The organism is Halobacillus sp. B29 (genome assembly GCF_052246755.1).
Lineage (GTDB): Bacteria > Bacillota > Bacilli > Bacillales > Halobacillaceae > Halobacillus > Halobacillus halophilus.
In genome coordinates this window covers 447,044-463,778 of record NZ_JBQQCM010000001.1, presented here as the reverse complement: position 1 = coordinate 463,778, position 16,735 = coordinate 447,044, and the positions used below count along the sequence as shown (strand labels likewise).

Annotated in this window: 21 protein-coding genes and 1 rRNA gene; 8 read left to right on the top strand and 14 right to left on the bottom strand. The window is 42.2% G+C overall.

Going from position 1 to position 16,735, the window contains the following annotated elements:
- Positions 1-84, bottom strand: a 16S ribosomal RNA gene (locus tag ACTWP7_RS02230); the annotation flags it as partial.
- Positions 85-434: 350 nt separating this feature from the next.
- Positions 435-1,301, bottom strand: a complete 867-nt coding sequence (locus tag ACTWP7_RS02225) for a nucleotidyltransferase-like protein (protein ID WP_443121862.1) — start codon at positions 1,299-1,301, stop codon at positions 435-437.
- 131 nt (positions 1,302-1,432) lie between these two features.
- On the opposite strand from ACTWP7_RS02225, the gene ACTWP7_RS02220 reads away from it, so the two are divergent.
- Positions 1,433-1,810, top strand: coding sequence for a YgzB family protein (locus ACTWP7_RS02220; protein WP_014642333.1), 378 nt, complete (start codon positions 1,433-1,435; stop codon positions 1,808-1,810).
- A gap of 70 nt (positions 1,811-1,880) precedes the next feature.
- On the opposite strand, the gene perR is transcribed toward ACTWP7_RS02220, so the two are convergent.
- The 5 genes from perR to ACTWP7_RS02195 form a co-directional block, all read right to left on the bottom strand.
- On the bottom strand, positions 1,881-2,324 hold the full coding sequence (gene perR, locus ACTWP7_RS02215; protein WP_041601208.1) for a peroxide-responsive transcriptional repressor PerR: 444 nt from the start codon (positions 2,322-2,324) through the stop codon (positions 1,881-1,883).
- A 122-nt stretch (positions 2,325-2,446) separates the two neighbouring features.
- Positions 2,447-3,004, bottom strand: a complete 558-nt coding sequence (locus ACTWP7_RS02210) for a cob(I)yrinic acid a,c-diamide adenosyltransferase (protein WP_014642331.1) — start codon at positions 3,002-3,004, stop codon at positions 2,447-2,449.
- A gap of 3 nt (positions 3,005-3,007) precedes the next feature.
- On the bottom strand, positions 3,008-3,961 hold the full coding sequence (locus ACTWP7_RS02205) for a D-2-hydroxyacid dehydrogenase (protein WP_443121861.1): 954 nt from the start codon (positions 3,959-3,961) through the stop codon (positions 3,008-3,010).
- Positions 3,962-4,078: 117 nt separating this feature from the next.
- Positions 4,079-4,549: a thioredoxin-dependent thiol peroxidase gene (bcp, locus tag ACTWP7_RS02200; protein WP_443121860.1), complete on the bottom strand. Its 471-nt coding sequence runs from the start codon at positions 4,547-4,549 to the stop codon at positions 4,079-4,081.
- 62 nt (positions 4,550-4,611) lie between these two features.
- Positions 4,612-5,022, bottom strand: a complete 411-nt coding sequence (locus ACTWP7_RS02195) for a potassium channel family protein (protein WP_014642328.1) — start codon at positions 5,020-5,022, stop codon at positions 4,612-4,614.
- A gap of 252 nt (positions 5,023-5,274) precedes the next feature.
- Between ACTWP7_RS02195 and ACTWP7_RS02190 the strand changes: the two genes are divergently transcribed.
- The 3 genes from ACTWP7_RS02190 (at position 5,275) to ACTWP7_RS02180 (ending at position 8,239) form a co-directional block, all read left to right on the top strand.
- The gene (locus ACTWP7_RS02190) at positions 5,275-5,361 is read left to right on the top strand and encodes a YjcZ family sporulation protein (protein ID WP_041601207.1); all 87 of its coding nucleotides are present in this window, start codon (positions 5,275-5,277) and stop codon (positions 5,359-5,361) included.
- Between the two features lie 190 nt (positions 5,362-5,551).
- Positions 5,552-6,847 carry a glutamate-1-semialdehyde 2,1-aminomutase gene (locus ACTWP7_RS02185; RefSeq protein ID WP_443121859.1) on the top strand — a complete coding sequence of 432 codons (1,296 nt, stop codon included), beginning with the start codon at positions 5,552-5,554 and terminating at the stop codon, positions 6,845-6,847.
- A gap of 324 nt (positions 6,848-7,171) precedes the next feature.
- A complete protein-coding gene (locus ACTWP7_RS02180; RefSeq protein WP_443121858.1) occupies positions 7,172-8,239 on the top strand; it encodes an FUSC family protein in 1,068 nt (355 codons plus the stop codon).
- A 969-nt stretch (positions 8,240-9,208) separates the two neighbouring features.
- On the opposite strand, the gene ACTWP7_RS02175 is transcribed toward ACTWP7_RS02180, so the two are convergent.
- From ACTWP7_RS02175 to ACTWP7_RS02160, 4 genes are all read right to left on the bottom strand, one after another.
- A complete protein-coding gene (locus ACTWP7_RS02175; RefSeq protein WP_443121857.1) occupies positions 9,209-10,987 on the bottom strand; it encodes an ABC transporter ATP-binding protein in 1,779 nt (592 codons plus the stop codon).
- 79 nt (positions 10,988-11,066) lie between these two features.
- Complete coding sequence (gene ntdP / locus ACTWP7_RS02170; RefSeq protein WP_443121856.1) at positions 11,067-11,594, bottom strand: nucleoside tri-diphosphate phosphatase; 528 nt, start codon at positions 11,592-11,594, stop codon at positions 11,067-11,069.
- A 192-nt stretch (positions 11,595-11,786) separates the two neighbouring features.
- Positions 11,787-11,969, bottom strand: a complete 183-nt coding sequence (locus tag ACTWP7_RS02165; protein ID WP_014642320.1) for a gamma-type small acid-soluble spore protein — start codon at positions 11,967-11,969, stop codon at positions 11,787-11,789.
- Positions 11,970-12,096: 127 nt separating this feature from the next.
- The gene (locus tag ACTWP7_RS02160) at positions 12,097-12,942 is read right to left on the bottom strand and encodes a LysM peptidoglycan-binding domain-containing protein (protein WP_443121855.1); all 846 of its coding nucleotides are present in this window, start codon (positions 12,940-12,942) and stop codon (positions 12,097-12,099) included.
- 271 nt (positions 12,943-13,213) lie between these two features.
- On the opposite strand from ACTWP7_RS02160, the gene ACTWP7_RS02155 reads away from it, so the two are divergent.
- A complete protein-coding gene (locus ACTWP7_RS02155; protein WP_014642318.1) occupies positions 13,214-13,438 on the top strand; it encodes a hypothetical protein in 225 nt (74 codons plus the stop codon).
- Here the strand turns inward: ACTWP7_RS02155 and mutY are convergent.
- Entirely contained in the window at positions 13,428-14,516 is a 1,089-nt protein-coding gene (gene mutY, locus ACTWP7_RS02150; RefSeq protein WP_443121854.1) for an A/G-specific adenine glycosylase, read from the bottom strand. The two genes, ACTWP7_RS02155 and mutY, sit on opposite strands and share 11 nt — an antisense overlap.
- Positions 14,517-14,576: 60 nt before the next feature.
- Between mutY and ACTWP7_RS02145 the strand changes: the two genes are divergently transcribed.
- The gene (locus tag ACTWP7_RS02145; RefSeq protein ID WP_443121853.1) at positions 14,577-15,581 is read left to right on the top strand and encodes a metal-dependent hydrolase; all 1,005 of its coding nucleotides are present in this window, start codon (positions 14,577-14,579) and stop codon (positions 15,579-15,581) included.
- A gap of 46 nt (positions 15,582-15,627) precedes the next feature.
- Here the strand turns inward: ACTWP7_RS02145 and ACTWP7_RS02140 are convergent, their stop codons facing one another.
- Positions 15,628-15,894 (bottom strand): YfhJ family protein, encoded by a 267-nt coding sequence (locus ACTWP7_RS02140; protein ID WP_014642315.1) that lies wholly within the window; start codon positions 15,892-15,894, stop codon positions 15,628-15,630.
- Between the two features lie 114 nt (positions 15,895-16,008).
- Between ACTWP7_RS02140 and sspK the strand changes: the two genes are divergently transcribed.
- The gene (sspK, locus tag ACTWP7_RS02135; RefSeq protein ID WP_087946046.1) at positions 16,009-16,182 is read left to right on the top strand and encodes a small acid-soluble spore protein K; all 174 of its coding nucleotides are present in this window, start codon (positions 16,009-16,011) and stop codon (positions 16,180-16,182) included.
- The gene (locus ACTWP7_RS02130) at positions 16,175-16,318 is read left to right on the top strand and encodes a YpzG family protein (RefSeq protein ID WP_158512348.1); all 144 of its coding nucleotides are present in this window, start codon (positions 16,175-16,177) and stop codon (positions 16,316-16,318) included. The genes sspK and ACTWP7_RS02130 overlap by 8 nt, the downstream gene beginning before the upstream one ends.
- 35 nt (positions 16,319-16,353) lie before the next feature.
- On the opposite strand, the gene ACTWP7_RS02125 is transcribed toward ACTWP7_RS02130, so the two are convergent.
- The gene (locus tag ACTWP7_RS02125) at positions 16,354-16,695 is read right to left on the bottom strand and encodes a YfhH family protein (RefSeq protein ID WP_443121852.1); all 342 of its coding nucleotides are present in this window, start codon (positions 16,693-16,695) and stop codon (positions 16,354-16,356) included.
- Positions 16,696-16,735 lie beyond the last annotated feature (40 nt).

Below are 16,735 nucleotides of genomic sequence, written 5' to 3'. Positions count from 1 at the left end.
ATCCGCTTGCTTCCCGCGCTCGACTTGCATGTATTAGGCACGCCGCCAGCGTTCGTCCTGAGCCAGGATCAAACTCTCCATAAAAGTTGAGATTGATTAGCTCTTTGCACACCGAATGTGCTTGTTTGAATTCCTTCTTTATTGAAAGAATATCTTGACGTACTGGTTGGTTCGTTCAGTTTTCAAAGATCAAAAGTTTTCGTTTGCCGCTTCAAAACAGCGACTTAATAATCATATCATTGTGACTCGTTTAAGTCAACAACTTTTTTAAATGATTTTTTTGCTTGCCGTTGCCGGCTTGCCGCTCTGTCTTAATGCGACAAGTAATAATATAGCATGGTACGTCATTAACCGTCAACAACTTTGAGCAAAAAAATTCCCTTTCTCTATTAAAACCTGTAAAGAAAGGGATGATACGTGCAGATCGCAGCGCTTTATGAGGGTTTATAGGTTCGGTGAAAGATATTATCTCCTTTTGTTTCTTGTAATACGACTTCAATAATATTCTTCTCCACTAAGTATTCGATCATTGAAGATAAATCCAATATATATTCCTGGATCTCCGGATGGACTTTTAACTCTCCAAATGACCATGGTTCTTCCTGTTCTTTCATAAGACTTAATAAATGTTGAGTACTGGACTCGGCTCGCTTACTAATGGAATGTTCCACTGCAATAATCATAAGATGGATTCTTTTATCAGTAGGTTCGCCGCTTTCAATTAACTCTTGATACAGCTTGTAGATTTCAGGTTCAATTCTCTTCACTTGATTCCACACCGTAACTTCAGGGTGAAATCCTTTTTCTATAATGGAAAGGCGCGCTAAATAATGAAGCGAATGAACCATCCGGCTGAAGGAATCCAGATAGTGCTCGGATTCGTAAAGATCTTTGGCCTCGCTGTAGCTGCGAATTAATTTAGCAAACTCGATCACCTTTTTCAGATCTCTCTTCCCTTGTGGGAACGTCCGGAGCTGTTCTTTTAACTCGGTTACATATTCATTCCTTTCAAATATAACGGTGCCGTTAATCACCCATTCCACGGCACGGCGATAGGAGCTTGTATCAATCCAGTGATGCAAAAGTTTTTCATCTACCGTGTGCATAGCGGCTGATTTATTCTCGAATTCGTAATGCTTTACATACCATAGTTCCTTTGCTTCCTTTACAATAATGAATAAAATAACATCAAAATTGTCCGTCACTGGACTGATCGGTTTCATCTTTTCTAAAATTAAGACCCCTAATGTATTGCTCTGACTTGCTCTTTCTTGATAAATCGGGCGTAGTACGTCTTTCATTCTGGTCCCCCACATTCTATATCAGCTTGTTTTGTTTATTCGATACTTTTTGGCGAATTCCTTTTTTTCTAAATATAATCAATGGAAGAAATGTGCTATACTACCTTGTAGATAGTAAGGAGGGAAACTGCGTGGAATTAAGATACAGCAGTAAAATTAATAAGATTCGTTCCTTTGCTTTTTGGTTAATTTTCGGCGGAATTGGCGTCATGTATATAGGATTGATCTTCAAAGAAACCACTTGGCTAATGGCCCTTTTTATGATTCTCGGTATGTGCTTTGTTGGTCTTAGTACGCTCGTTTATTTCTGGATCGGCATGCTCTCCACCAGAACCATCCAGATTATATGTCCGTCCTGTGAGAAGCCTACCAAAATGCTTGGACGTGTAGATGCCTGCATGCACTGCAACCAGCCGCTGACCATGGATAAAACGTTAGAGGGCGAAGAGTTTGATGAGAAATATAATTCCAAACGATATAAAAAGAATAAGACTCAGCAGCAATCCTAATGAAAGAATCCGCTCTAAGCAGCGGGTTCTTTTTTTACACAAAAAAACCGGAAGCTCGCGGCTTCCAGTTTTAGTGCGTATTATTAGACTTACATTCAGAGCACGTTCCATACACTTCCATGCGATGATGACTTACATCAAATCCAGTCACCTGTTCAGCTAATGATTCAACTTCATTGAGACTTGGGTAGTGGAAGTCAACAATTTTGCCGCATGAATCACAGATCGCATGATAGTGATCCGATGTATTACAGTCAAAACGGCTTGATGAATCTCCGTACGTAAGTTCACGTACAAGCCCGATTTCCTTAAATACGCGGAGGTTATTGTAAACCGTCGCTACACTCATATTCGGAAATTTACTTTCTAACGCTTTATAAATTTCATCAGCTGTTGGGTGAGTCATAGAATTCAGCAGGTATTCAAGCACCGCATGACGCTGTGGAGTGATTCGCACACCTGAACCTTTCAGTGTATCCACCGCTTCTTGCAATCGATGATCAGACACAGCCATGCACCTCGCTTTCATAAACTGATTCTTGATTTATAATATTATTAAATTAGAATCCTTATAATTAGTGTAACCTGTCTGTAAATCTAATGTCAATAAAAAGCCGTCTTCCCCGGCAAATTAAATTACACGTCTGGATCAAGAGGAGTTTCTTTACCGCCCAACTGCTGATTAACGTACCTTGCCGCTACGAAAAGCAGGTCGGACAGACGATTTAAATACGAAACAACCAGCGGATTGACCAATTCATCTTCCAATGCAACCGCAGAACGTTCTGCTCTTCTCACAACTGTGCGGGCTAAGTGCAACCCAGCTGAAGCTGAATGACCAGATGGGAGAATAAAATTCTTCAATGGAATCAAGTCCTCGTCCCACTTATCAATCTGCTGTTCTAACTCTTCTATATGCTCTTTCTTCACCTGCCATTTCACTTCTTTTCCTTTAGGGGTTGCAAGCTCAGCTCCAACGTGAAACAGGATGGTTTGGATGCGCTGCATCGCCTCAAGGAACGAATCTTTATCTGCCCAGTCTTCTTTCGTCAGGTGGCTAAGCGCAAGACCGATCGTTGAGTTCGCTTCATCACAGGTGCCATATGCCTCGACTCGTATATCATTTTTGGCTACACGATTGCCATAAATTAAAGATGTCTGTCCTTTATCCCCTGATCTTGTATAAATACGCATGATTTAATACCCCCGTTTAGGATCAATTTTGTTTTTCATTTCGCCCTTATCATTTAAGAACGTATGCAAATTCTCTTCAAATATATCAAAACCACGCGGAACATACCCCGGAGACTGACCTGATGTATGAGGAGTAATCGTCACTTTTTCCTCTTCCCAGAATGGATGATTCTCTGGCAGCGGTTCCTCTTCAAATACGTCGAGTACAGCATGCGCAATATAAGAATTCTGAACAGCCTGCAGAATGATGTCCGATTGAACCAGGTCTCCTCTTCCCATGTTTAGAAAGATGGCGTGGTCAGGCATGGCTTTAAAGTGATCCAAATTCAATAAGTACTGTGTATCCTTCGTACTTGGCAGCACTGCCACCACGAATTCTCCCTGGTCGAGCACCTGGTGAAGCTCTTCTACTTTATACGTTTCATCGAAGTGAGGCTTTGGATTTCCAGATCTCGACACCCCAATGGTTTTCATACGGAAAGCCTGAGCGAGCCTCGCCACTCCCTGGGCAATAGCTCCCGTTCCAAGCACAACCATGGTCCGGCCGCTGATTTCCTGATTGATCATTCGTCGATTCCATTCGTGATTTTTTTCTAATTCCGCATAGGCCTTCGCATTTCTTGAGACCTGAAGAAGCATGGAGATCGCATACTCGGCCATTGGTTCAGCATGAATGCCCCTGACATTGGTTACAAGAATCTCTCTTTGCTGAATTTCCTGGAATGGCATTTTATCAAGACCGGCAGATAAAACCATAATCCATTTTAACTGGCGGGCCTGCTGGATGCGTTCCGGAGTCAAATCTTCCCCGTATGTAATAAATACATCAGCTTCCTTTAAATAGGGTTCCGCTTCTTCGATTCCGTGACAGAAAAGAAACTCAACTTCATTAAAATTCTCTCTCAGTCTGTCCTGGATATCTTCAGGGACCCTTTTAATCGCTGAAACAACCTTCATCCTCTCACTTCCTTTCCTCTCTTTCTTCTATAGTAATTGTTTTTCCAGACCAACTCAAAATTAAAGCTTCTTAAGAAAAAACCATAACCGGTTTTCCGGCTATGGTTTTCCTGGTCTCTATTGAAGATTCTCACGAATGTAACTTAGTGCAGCTTCTACGTGTCCTTCTACTTTCACTTTACGGTACTCTTCAGCAAGGTTACCTTCTTTATCAATAATGAAAGTAGAACGTTCAATGCCGTAATATTCTTCGCCTGATTTTTTCTTAAGAACCCATGCGCCGTAATCTTCCGCAACTTGATGATCCTCATCCGCAAGTAGTAGGAATGGGAGATCATGCTTATCAATAAATTTCTTATGAGATTCTACTGGGTCCGGGCTGACGCCTAGAATAACAGCATCCAGATCCGCGAAGCTTTCGTGGTGATCACGGAAATCGCAGGCTTCATTTGTGCAGCCTGGAGTCATATCTTTTGGATAAAAGTACAGTACGACGTTCTTTCCTTTATAGTCAGATAATGATACGTTCTCTCCATTGTTAGCTGGCAATGTAAAGTCAGGTGCTTGTTTTCCTTTTTCAATTGTCATACGTAACCCTCCTAAAAATAATTATATATCTAGCCTACCTTATACGAATGTAAACTTCCAATTCAATGTTCAATCTTGTAGTGCTGCCATACCTTGGCAACGAGAGCAGCCGGCAGTGAATAACCGATCATGGCTTCAAAAATAGCAATCCAGCGCCCAACACCGACCGGTACCATTTCTCCGTACCCGACTGTGAATAAGGTTACTCCGCTGAAGTACATGCTTCTTGCTATTTCTTCCTTCCAATGCAAGGGTTCAAACTGACCAGCCTCCTGGTACACCATTACCCCATGTTCAATCAAAGAAACATAAATAATGGCAAATCCAATCATAACGATCGTATAAAGAAGCAATATGGAGAGAAACAGTTGAAAAGAAAAAATCTTATGTTCGAATTCGAGGGAAGCGAATATTTGACGCAGACTGCCCGCGATCAAAATCAGACTCATTGTAGTAATCGCAATAATAATCATGACGCACTCCTCCCGGGAAGAGACAAGCAGTACTCTACTGTTTACCTATGTGCATCCCTCTCCAATTATGCCGACAGACAGAATATCTCAATTAAGCCAATTACCCCCACCTCAGGTCATCCATAATATGGATGACCTGAGGTGGGGGTAATTGGGATTTACGTTTGTTTATTTTAGAGACCGGGCTAATGCACACCCCTCTTCTTCATCGCAGCATAAGATACAGTAAACAGCGGAAAGGGGGAATTGTGAATGGGTTACGGATATGGCGGAGGCTTTGCGCTGATTGTTGTGCTTTTCATCCTTCTAGTCATCGTTGGTGCAGCGTATCTATACTAAGATCATTCCAGTAAAAGCACCTATTGACCACCAAAAGTGATTAGCGAGGTGCTTTTTCCTTACGCACACGAACGGCGTTAAATCTAAAAATACTCTTCCTGCACTGGGAAGAGTATTTTTTGTGCACGTCATCCCATCAATACCAATGTCCATGCTACAATGAATACTGAATGTCAGTAAGGAGGTAACTATGAACATAAAAACATCCGAACAATTATACACAGAAGCAACAGAACATATCGTCGGCGGTGTAAACTCTCCATCCCGCGCTTATAAAGGGGTTGGCGGCGGCACGCCTGTCTACATGGATCGCGGAGAAGGTTCTCACTTTTATGATGTGGACGGTAATGAGTATATTGACTACTTAGGTGCCTACGGGCCTATTATTACGGGACACGCCCACCCTCATATAACAGAGGCGATTACGAAGGCTGCCCAGAACGGAGTGCTATACGGTACACCGACCGTACTTGAAAATCGGTTTGCGAAAATGCTCAAGGAAGCCATTCCTTCTTTGGAAAAAGTCCGATTTGTAAATTCAGGAACCGAGGCGGTCATGACAACTATTCGTGTCGCCCGTGCCTATACTGGACGAAATAAAATCATTAAGTTTGCCGGCTGTTATCATGGCCACTCCGATCTTGTACTGGTCGCTGCCGGTTCAGGACCGTCTACTCTCGGTACACCTGACTCAGCCGGAGTGCCCGCTTCGATTGCTCAGGATATCATCACCGTTCCTTTCAATGATATTGAACCTTTTAAAGAAGCTATCGCCCGATATGGTGATGAGATTGCCGGAGTGCTTGTCGAGCCGATCGTCGGAAACTTCGGTATTGTGGAACCTAAACCTGGATTCCTTCAAGAAGTGAATGAACTCGCTCATGAAGCAGGCTCTTTAGTTATTTACGATGAGGTCATCACAGCCTTCCGTTTCACATATGGAAGTGCCCAGCAGCTTCTCGACATCGAACCGGATATGACAGCCATGGGTAAAATTATTGGCGGCGGTCTTCCGATCGGAGCTTATGGGGGACGTGCAGATATTATGGAACAGGTGGCTCCATTGGGCCCTGCTTATCAGGCCGGAACCATGGCCGGTAATCCCGCATCGATGTCCGCAGGAATTGCCTGCCTAGAAGTCCTGCAGCAGGAAGGCGTCTATGAACAAATGGACCGTCTTGGAGAAAAACTGGAAACAGGCATACTCGAAAGTGCTCGCCAATACGGCATCACGCTAACGATTAATCGATTAAAAGGCGCCTTAACCGTTTATTTCACGGACGAAGAGGTTACCAACTACGAACAGGCTGAGAACACTGATGGCGATCGTTTCGCCCGTTTCTTCAAGCTTATGCTCGCAGAAGGCATCAATTTGGCTCCTTCCAAATATGAAGCATGGTTTCTGACTACAGCCCACACAGATGAGGATATTGACCAGACGCTTCAAGCGATCGATCGCACTTTCCAAATTATGAGTAAAGAGTAAATATTCAGTTCCGGGGATTCGATTCTCCGGAATTTTTTATATAAACTCTTATAATTAATTGAAAATTCTAAATTATCATGCTAAAATAGATTTATAATTCTGAAAACTCTACTGAATTATGATCTTTGTTTCATTTCTTTCCCTTTTCATGGTTCTGGTGAGAACTAGAGCCCCCTTTAAAGCTAATGCGGTTTTTCGCATTAGCTTCTTCTTTTGTTTCCATTCTTTTTTCTCTTTAATTTTGGAATAAATATGGGTACGATTCTACATAAAATGCGTTATAATAAATCCATTGTTTATTTTAATTGAAGGAAGATGTTTGCTATGAAACTTGGCGCACGTATGATGAAAACGGGACTAGCTGTAGCTATAGCTCTATATATTGGGAACCTTTTTGGATTTATTTCCCCATTACTTGCAGCCATTGCCGTTGTCTTTTCAATCCAGCCATCCATTTATCGATCTTACCAATCCATAATCGAACAGCTCCAGGGAAATACCATTGGAGCTCTCATTGCAGTAGTTGCTGTATTCACCCTTGGGAACGATCCCTTTGTCGTTGGGTTTGCGATCATACTCGTCATTGGGTTCACGACTACTTTAAAAATGAATGAAAACACCGTTGCTCTGGCGGTCGTGGCTGTCATTGCCCTGATGGACTCTACCGATCAGACATTTATGTACTTTGCGAGTTCTCGTTTTTCTTCCATGATCTTAGGAATTTTAGCTGCATTTATCGTGAATCTAGTGTTTCTGCCACCGCGTTATGAAACACGGCTATTTAAGAAAATCGATTTGGCTACGACGGATATTCTTCAATGGCTCAGAGTCACCACCCGGCAGTTGTCAGATGAACCAGCATTGAAATATGAAATCGTCCGTATCCAGGATGATCTCCGCTGGACAGACCATACGTACCTGCTTTATTCCGAAGAGCGAACCTACCTTAAAGGCAGACGCTTTTCAAAAGGAAGAAAACTGGTGCTTTTCCGACAGTTGATTACAACGACAAAGAAATCTTTCGATGTATTGAAGGCTTTCTACAGATTGGATCACAAAATTGAGCAGATTCCGGAGGATTTCCAGGATGCCCTTGTGCATGAACTGGACAAGTTGATTAATGCTCATGAAAAACTGGTTCTCAGCTTGAAAGGCAGAATTAAACGCACACATAAACAGGGACTGCGTCAAATCGAGGAGCCCGATATTCCTCTCCTGGTGGAGCGACTGATGCATGTGTACGAGAAGACCAATAATCCGGATAAGCTGGTCTTTCTACCTTTAGCTTCCCAGTTGATGGAATATCACTACCAGCTCGAGAAGTTGAAAAGGTTACTAAAAAGTTACCAAAGCCACCACCCTAATGATTATATTCAAACCACAGAAAAATAAAGATATACGCGCATGCACAAAGCTCAGAGGATTTTCCCTCTGAGCTTTTTTATGTAACCTCCCTTAAAGCTCCAAGGTGGTTTTAAAGTAAAGCTCCCGTTTGTTGAAGACTCAGTTTCGAGATAAATGGGTGCGTTACGATAGATGGATAAGGGTTGGGGGGGAAATAACTCGCTTTCCTGTGGCCCTACATGACGTAGGGTCGATCGACGTTGCCACAGGACGTGGCGACTTTAGTCGATCCTCCTTTTGGCCAAGAGCCTCCTCAGTCGTTTCACTCCTTGTGGGGTCTCACCTAGATCCTTCTCCCACGGGAGTCTCGCCATTTCCCCACCAACCTAACTATAATACTGCGAACGGACCTTCTAGAACAGAAAGGTTCTCCTTCATCTTTAAGAAATGCTTTTGTGACAGACTATTGCGGGTCTTTACATCCTGAGAATAGGTAGAAAACCACATGGTCTAAGGCCTCATCAAGCAGGTGATGTTTAATGTGGTTTCGAGATTCTGATTTAGTAAGGTCCGGAGGGGGACGATGAAGACTCCTGTGGGATAAACATGATCGGTGAGACCCCGGAAAGCGAAGCTTGAGGAGGCTCAGCACATGCCCACGGAAAGCGAAATCGTCCCCCGCAGGACCTTCACGGCAAACCAATATCTCGAAACTGAGTTTTCAACTAAACGGCCCTATAGTTGAAGATTACTAAAATTTTTAAGAGCTATATGTAATCAACATGCCGCCGCGTGTTACTTTTTCCCTGCTGAGATAGCGAAAATCAGTAAGAATAAGAAAACCAATCCTACTCCTATGAGAATATTTTCGATGCTCATGCTTTCCTCTCCCCTCCGAATAACTTGTGGCTGTATGAAGTAATAGTGTCATTATTACAAAGTACCGTCACAAGCACAATCAGAAATTACAGAAAAGGGCTGAACCCCGCAGGATTCAGCCCTTTTCAATGGTACCTTTTAAGTTTGTAAATACTCCTTGGAACCGGGTTTATCATCCAGTTCCTGCATTTGATATAGATTGTAGTAGTTTCCTCGTTTATCCATTAATTCACGGTGAGAACCTACCTCTACAATTTCACCATTTTCAATTAACACAATTCGATCCGCATGCGTAATGGTCGAAAGGCGGTGAGCCACGATAAAGGTAGTACGATCTGAAGCGAGGCGTTCTAAAGCACCTTGTATAAGACTTTCGCTTTCCAGATCAAGAGCTGAGGTCGCTTCATCCAGCACGAGCAGCGGTGGATTTTTCAAGAAAATACGAGCGATCGCTACCCGTTGTTTTTGGCCGCCTGATAATTTAATACCGCGCTCTCCAACTAGTGTATTGTATCCGTTCGAGAGATTCGAGATGAACTCGTGGGCATTCGCAGCTTTAGCCGCTTCAATCACTTCTTCATCCGTAGCATCAGGATTACCCATACGGATGTTCATAGAGATGGATTCACTAAAGAGAATGTTATCCTGCAGCACCATTCCAACTTTATCTCGTAAGGAACGGGCCTCTACATCCCGAATGTCCATACCATCTATCGTGATTCTGCCTTCCGTGACATCATAAAAACGAGGAATCAGGCTGATCAGGGTGGACTTACCTCCACCACTCATTCCAACAAAAGCAACCGTTTCTCCTTGTTTTACATCTAAACTGACGTTATTCAGTACAAGCGGTTCACCTTCGTCGTATTTAAAGGAAACATTTTCAACTGAAACGTCACCCTTTACTTTCTCCAGTTTCTTAGCCCCTGGTTTATCCACGATATCGTATTTTTCGTCGACGAGTTCAAACACACGGTCCATAGAGGCAATCGATTGAGTTAGAACGGTCGCAGAATTAACCAGACGGCGGAGCGGGCTGTAAACCCGTTCCATATAGCCGGTGAAAGCAACCATTGTACCAATAGTTAGCGAACCAGTTATAACCTGGTAACCCGCAAAGGCAATAACAAGCAGCGGGGCCAGATCTGTAATGGTATTGGTAACAGAATACGTGTAAGCATTCCAGTTCGTGTGCGTAATGGCCTTATCAAGAAAGTTTTTATTCTGCACATCGAATTGGTCCTGTTCATAATTCTCGAGTGCAAAGCTTCGGGTCACCGGAATGCCCTGAACGCGTTCGTGCAGGTGACCCTGGACTTGAGCAAGTGCCTGGGAACGGTCACGGGTTAAGTGGCGGAGCCTGGCATAGAAATACTTGACCGCAAAACCGTATAACGGGAAAAGGGCAATTGAAACAAGTGTAAGCCAAACATTCATCGTAAGCATAATTATAATTGCAATGATAATCGTAAACATATCGAGCCAAATGTTCATAAGGCCGGTAATGACGAATGTTTTGGTCTGTTCCACATCATGAATCACACGCGAAATAATTTCGCCTGTCTTTGTTTTTGAATAAAATCGCAGGCTGAGCCGTTGAATATGATCAAACAGCTTTTCCCTGACATCATAAAGGATATTGCTTCCGATCCACTGAGCCATATATTGACGAATGTATTCAATAGGCGGGCGTATGATCATAAACACGAAAAAAGCCCCGCCCATCAACCATAATAGCTGATCTATTTTTTCAGATTGTGCCAGCGAATCCGCGTTGATAATATCATCTATCACATATTTCGTAATTAACGGCATTAATAATGGAATCGAAAACTTTACGACACCTATAAGAACGGTAATGATAATCTTTCCCTTATAGGGTTTTACAAATTTTAAATAGCGTTTAATACTGTCCAAACGAACACCTTCTTTCCTTTCCTTTCCTTACCTTACGAACAACAAGGATGCGCACTTATCTAGAAGTGCGCATCTGACGTTACCTATACGTTAAATAGCGTTCATACCATTGATCAATAAATTCCGGTGAAAATGGTCCTTTCCTCTGGCGGATCCAGCGAATAAGTATCTCTACGTTATTATACAATATACGATCCAGCACATGAGGATAATTCATTCTACGTTTGTGGATTTCATATTCATCCTCATCGAGAAGTTTATAGGTCATATCCGGAAACACTTTAATATCTAAATCGTAATCAATGTATTTAATCATTTCATCCTCATAAATAAAGGGAGAACTGATATTGCAATAATAGTATACTCCATCATTTCTCAACATACCGATAATGTTAAACCAGTATTTGGAGTGAAAGTAGCAGATCGCGGGCTCACGTGTCGTCCATCTCCGCCCATCACTTTCGGTGACAGTGGTCCGATCATTGGCACCAATAACGACATGGCGGGTTCCCTTCAAAACCGTGGTACTTTCCCAAACACGATGGAGATATCCATTATGCTTGTAACTTTGAATTTCAATCCGCTTTCCTGCTTCTGGGCCGGGCATGTTGATCCCCCTTCCCTATTGTAATCCGATCATGCCTTCTGTCTATTATAACTACAATTGGAAAGGAATGAAAATAATTAACCTCTTTAAAAATTCACGTAAAAAAGAAGCCGCCAATTGGCGGCTTCTCTTATTCGGGGGATTGATACAGGCTAATAAAACAGCCTGGACAAGCCTTAACCATCAATCAGGTTATTTTTTCTTAGCCTGAGATTGTTGGTTTTGCTCACGTACTTGTTGAGCATCTGTTTGAGATGCAAATTCAGCACCATATTGTTGGTTCTGATTTTGTTGAGCAGCTTGTTGGTTTTGTTGTTTAACGTGTTTTTTGTCTGTACCAGCAGCTGTTTTGTTTTGTTTTGGTTGCTTAGCCATGTTTATCACCTCCGCAAAGATTATTGTGTACACTTCTCCCTGATTTCATTCTAAAAATGAATTATTTTTTTTCAGCTCCATGAAAAAAGACGCCTCTTCGAATAGAAGCGCCTTTGGTACCAAGCTGTTAATTCATTATTCTTTTTGTTTCAATATAGCGGGACGACCAATAATTACTGGTTAGAGTGGCAATGGATATGCCATATGTAGATCCACTATGAATAAATTGGTTATTTCCAAGATATATCCCAGCATGAGAAGCTCCTGGTTTGTACGTCTCAAAAAAAACGATGTCTCCCGGCTGACGATTAGAATGGCTCACGGATTCTAAGCTGGAGTGAGTATAAATAGAAGCCACTGTTCTCGGAATACGGATCCCCTCTTTAGCAAAAACGTACTGGAGAAAACCGCTGCAATCAAATCCTGAAGGGGACTCTCCTCCCCACTGATAAGGAGTCCCTAAATATTTCTTAGCTTCCTTGATCAAATTTGTACTTGAAAAGGAGGATACGGGTTCTGGGGTGGTCAAATTGGATGAAGAAACCGAATCGTCAGGGGAGGAGCTTTCACTTACCTTTAATTTTTGATTGGGGTAAATCGTTGCGCTGGAAAGATGATTTAAATTCATTAATGCTGATACAGACATCCCGTGCTTATTCGCAATCGCCCATAAAGAATCGCCACTTTTAACTGTATATTTACGAGCGCTTGAAGATGATGGAGAATCTGAGTCTTCAATGGTTGAGTTCTTTGTCTTGACGACAATTAATTGCTGTCCCACATAAATGACATTGGATGGAAGATCATTCCATGATTTAAGCTGAGTAACGGACGCCTCATACTTTTGGCTTATTCTCCATAAGGTATCTCCTGATTCTACTTGGTGAGTTTCCTCTGCAAATACGGCTGTGCCCCAAAGCACTGCACCTGCTAAGCTGCTACAGACCGCTGCTGCCCATCTCTTTTTATCCATTCCTCATCCCTCTGTTTCATATGTATTTTTTGATCTACTTTCTGAAACTAATTATTCACAAAATCGATAAAAAAGTAAATAGTCCTAAACATAAACAAAACACGACACATTCTTCTGAACCTTTGGTACTACTATATTCACAAAACCATATTACATTTTTATTACAAGTGTGTTAATTATTCATTCCGGGGTGTCTAAAGTCCTGAATTCCTTTTATTGACGGGTATGCTTCAACCCAATCAACATAAAGTAAATCGAGGAGGGATTTCAATTGTATGAAGGAAGAGATTTTACGCGTTTATCTATGGAATCAAAGCAGGATTGGCAGGATGGAGAGCTTGGTTATTTCCATTATGCCTTATCTCAAACCGCTCCATATCTAAATTCTGAAGGAGTAACCATATTGAGGGAAATAAATGAAGAAATAAAGCGCCGCGGAGGTCTCAAACAACGTGAAGCTGTTTGGACAAGCGACGCTTCTACATTTATAGATTAATGTACTTGTGAGCTTTTTGGTGGGAAACGGGGAATGGATAGTCGTTCCTTTCATCCAGGGTTACAAAGCGGGCACGCTCATGGTCAAGTTCACCACCGATGATTTCCGCTGTTACGACTTCCATTTCCCAAATTAAATGAGAAAATACATGCTTGATGGTTTGTTTCGTTTCTTTTAATTCAATGGTTAAACCATATTCCCCATAAAACCAATGCGGAGCTGATTCCCGGTCTACATCCGCAAGTGGTACCATGGGATACTGCCACAATGAAGCGAGGAGACCACTTGAGGGTCTTTGTTCAATGAGGACTTCCCCCTGCTTGTTTTGAATCATCAGCAGCATATAAGGGGCTTTCTTTTGTTTTTTCTTTGAGGATTTAACCGGCAATTCCTCTTCGATCCCCTGTTCAAAGGCGCGGCATTGATCCTGAATTGGACAGAGCAGGCAGGACGGATTTTTCGGAGTACATACTAATGCCCCAAGCTCCATAAGACCCTGATTAAAGGAAGAAGGATCTTCATGGGAAATCAGTTCTGTTATGAGTTCTTCAAATAGTTTTTTTGTACTTGGTTTCGCAATATCTTCTTCTACATGCAAAATCCGGGATAGTACCCGCATAACATTTCCATCTACAGCTGGAATAGGCTTGTCATAGGCAATACTTAATATCGCCCCTTTGGTATAAGGGCCGACACCTTTTAACTTTGCGATTTCTTCCGGCTCTGAAGGGACCACCCCTTGATATTCCTCAACAACTTCTCTTACTGCGTTTTGCAGATTTCTAGCTCGGGAATAGTAACCTAAACCCTCCCACGCCTTGAGCACTTCCTGTTCGTCCGCTTCTGCCAGGGCTTCTAGCGTTGGGAATTTCATCAAAAAGTTATTAAAGTACGGAATGACCGTATCAACACGGGTTTGTTGGAGCATAATTTCTGATACCCACACGCGGTAAGGATCCTGGTTCTCTCTCCAGGGTAAAACCCGTTGTTCATTTCTAAACCATTGAATAAGATTCTGTCTAAATAATTCTCGATCAAAATTTTGAATAATTTGCTGGACTCTTTCTAAATTTTTCATGGATCAACTTCCTTCGTGATAAACTACTAGTAGAATGGCTGGCCCAAAGGAGGAATCAGCATGGACACCGGCACACATGTGGTCATGGGTGTGGCACTCGGAGGGATCGCTACACTTGATCCAGTCGTCCAATCCGACCCTGCTTTATTCAATGCCGTATTAATCGGGACCTTAGTAGGTTCTCAAGCCCCCGATTGTGATACTGTATTGAAGTTAAAAGATAATGCGACCTATATCAGACACCATAGAGGAATTACCCACTCCGTTCCCGCGGTTCTTTTGTGGGGACTCAGTATTCCGAGCCTCATCTATTTATTCACCCCTGAAGTGAGTTTTCTGCATCTATGGCTATGGACTTTCCTAGCTGTTATCTTGCACGTTTTTGTGGATATTTTCAATGCATATGGAACTCAGGCTTACCGGCCCTTTACCAACAGGTGGGTGGCTTATGGATTTATCAACACATTTGACCCTTATATTTTCATTCTGCACCTTGCCGGAATTGTAGCATGGAATCTTGGTGCAGATCCTGGGTTGATGTGGCTCCTGATCTATTTTGTCATCGCCGTTTACTATGTCAAACGGTATTTTGATAAACGGGAAATGGTTCGATTAATTAATGAAAATTTCGACCAGGTCGAACAAATTGCTACATCTCCGACCATCCAGCAGAACATCTGGAGAATAGCGATAACTACACCTACGAATTATTATGTAGGACGTGCCGAAAACGGCCATATCACCATACTGGATAAATTCGTAAATAAACCGATTGATTATGAGGATCCTGTGGTGCAAAAGGCTTTAACAGATCATAATATCAAAGCATTTTTATCCTTTTCTCCTGTGTACCGCTATGAAATCACCTATTTTGATGAATACACAGAGGTACGCTTTATTGATTTACGTTATCGTTCTAAAGGTCGCTATCCGTTCGTTGCCCTTGTTCAGATTGATGACGAACATGGAGATGACTTAAAGATATTAAATTCCTATACCGGATGGGTGTTTACGGAAGAAAAGCTTCAGAATAAGGTTAGTCCGATTCCTGAGTCAAAAGGTTAAAATCAATGTAAAAGCCGTGCTATCAAACAGCACGGCTTTTTCTTTATCAATGCATGCGTCTTTTTTTCTCAAAAAGTTCCTGGTATTTAGGATTTGTAGCGACATATTCATGAAGTTTGGGTCCATAGTTTTCAATCCAGCGTGTAACAATCTGTTCAGTCACTTGCTTTCCTTGATAATCGTACCCGGCCTTTGCCCTTGTGGAATCAAAATCTTCCCATAGTAACTCCACCCAGGTTCTTGCTTCTTCTATCGTCATATGACCGTTTTTATAATAGAGCTGATCAGCTAATCGCTCAAATATTTCATTCATTGTGTGGTTCACCTCAACTTTACCAAGGATTACAACCTCATTGTATCACATACTTACTACGCACCTGCACATACTATAATTGTCCCCCACAAAGGGACCACAGGAGGGTATCCAATGCGTAATAAGTCTAAAAACTTTCCGAATGTAAAAATGACACACTCACCGGATGATCAAAGCGATATGCTCGCTTTACGTCCAAATGGAACCATTAATAACCAGCCGCAAGAGCGGGCGGCTAAGTCCAGAGAACGTGACGTTAACCAAATCGGGAGGAATCGCCGTGGGTAAGAAAAACTTTAGACCAAGTGCATCGCCTTTCTACGCTCATAGAGGGGTTAAGCACTTAAGTAATAAAGTAAATGGCGAAACAGAACAAACGCAGTCTGATATCATTACTGAAGTTCAAGCTAAAAAACGCATGTAAAAAAGCAGCGCGCGATCATTCGCGCGCTGTTTTTTCTAATTCTCTATTTTTTGTCCTAACATGGATATTGGAAGAGCCTCTTCTGATTCTTCCGTCACTTTAACGCCGGCTTGATTGCGGCGGTATCCCCATGCAAATACTCCGTTCATATATTGAATATAAAAAGTGTTCTCAGGATCACCTTCGATTTCATAAAGTTCCCCCGGTCCAAAGTCCCCCGGGTTAATCATATATGATTTAGCCATGATGATTTTACGCTCATGTACCGCAAACTCATTAACCATGCCGAATTGTTCAGCTTTCTGCGCTTTCTCCGTCAAGTCAGCAATTTCCTGCCTTAATTCTTCCTGACTCATATCACTAAATCGACGTTCCATTCTATTCCTCCTCAAAACCTTACATACTAAAAGGATGTTA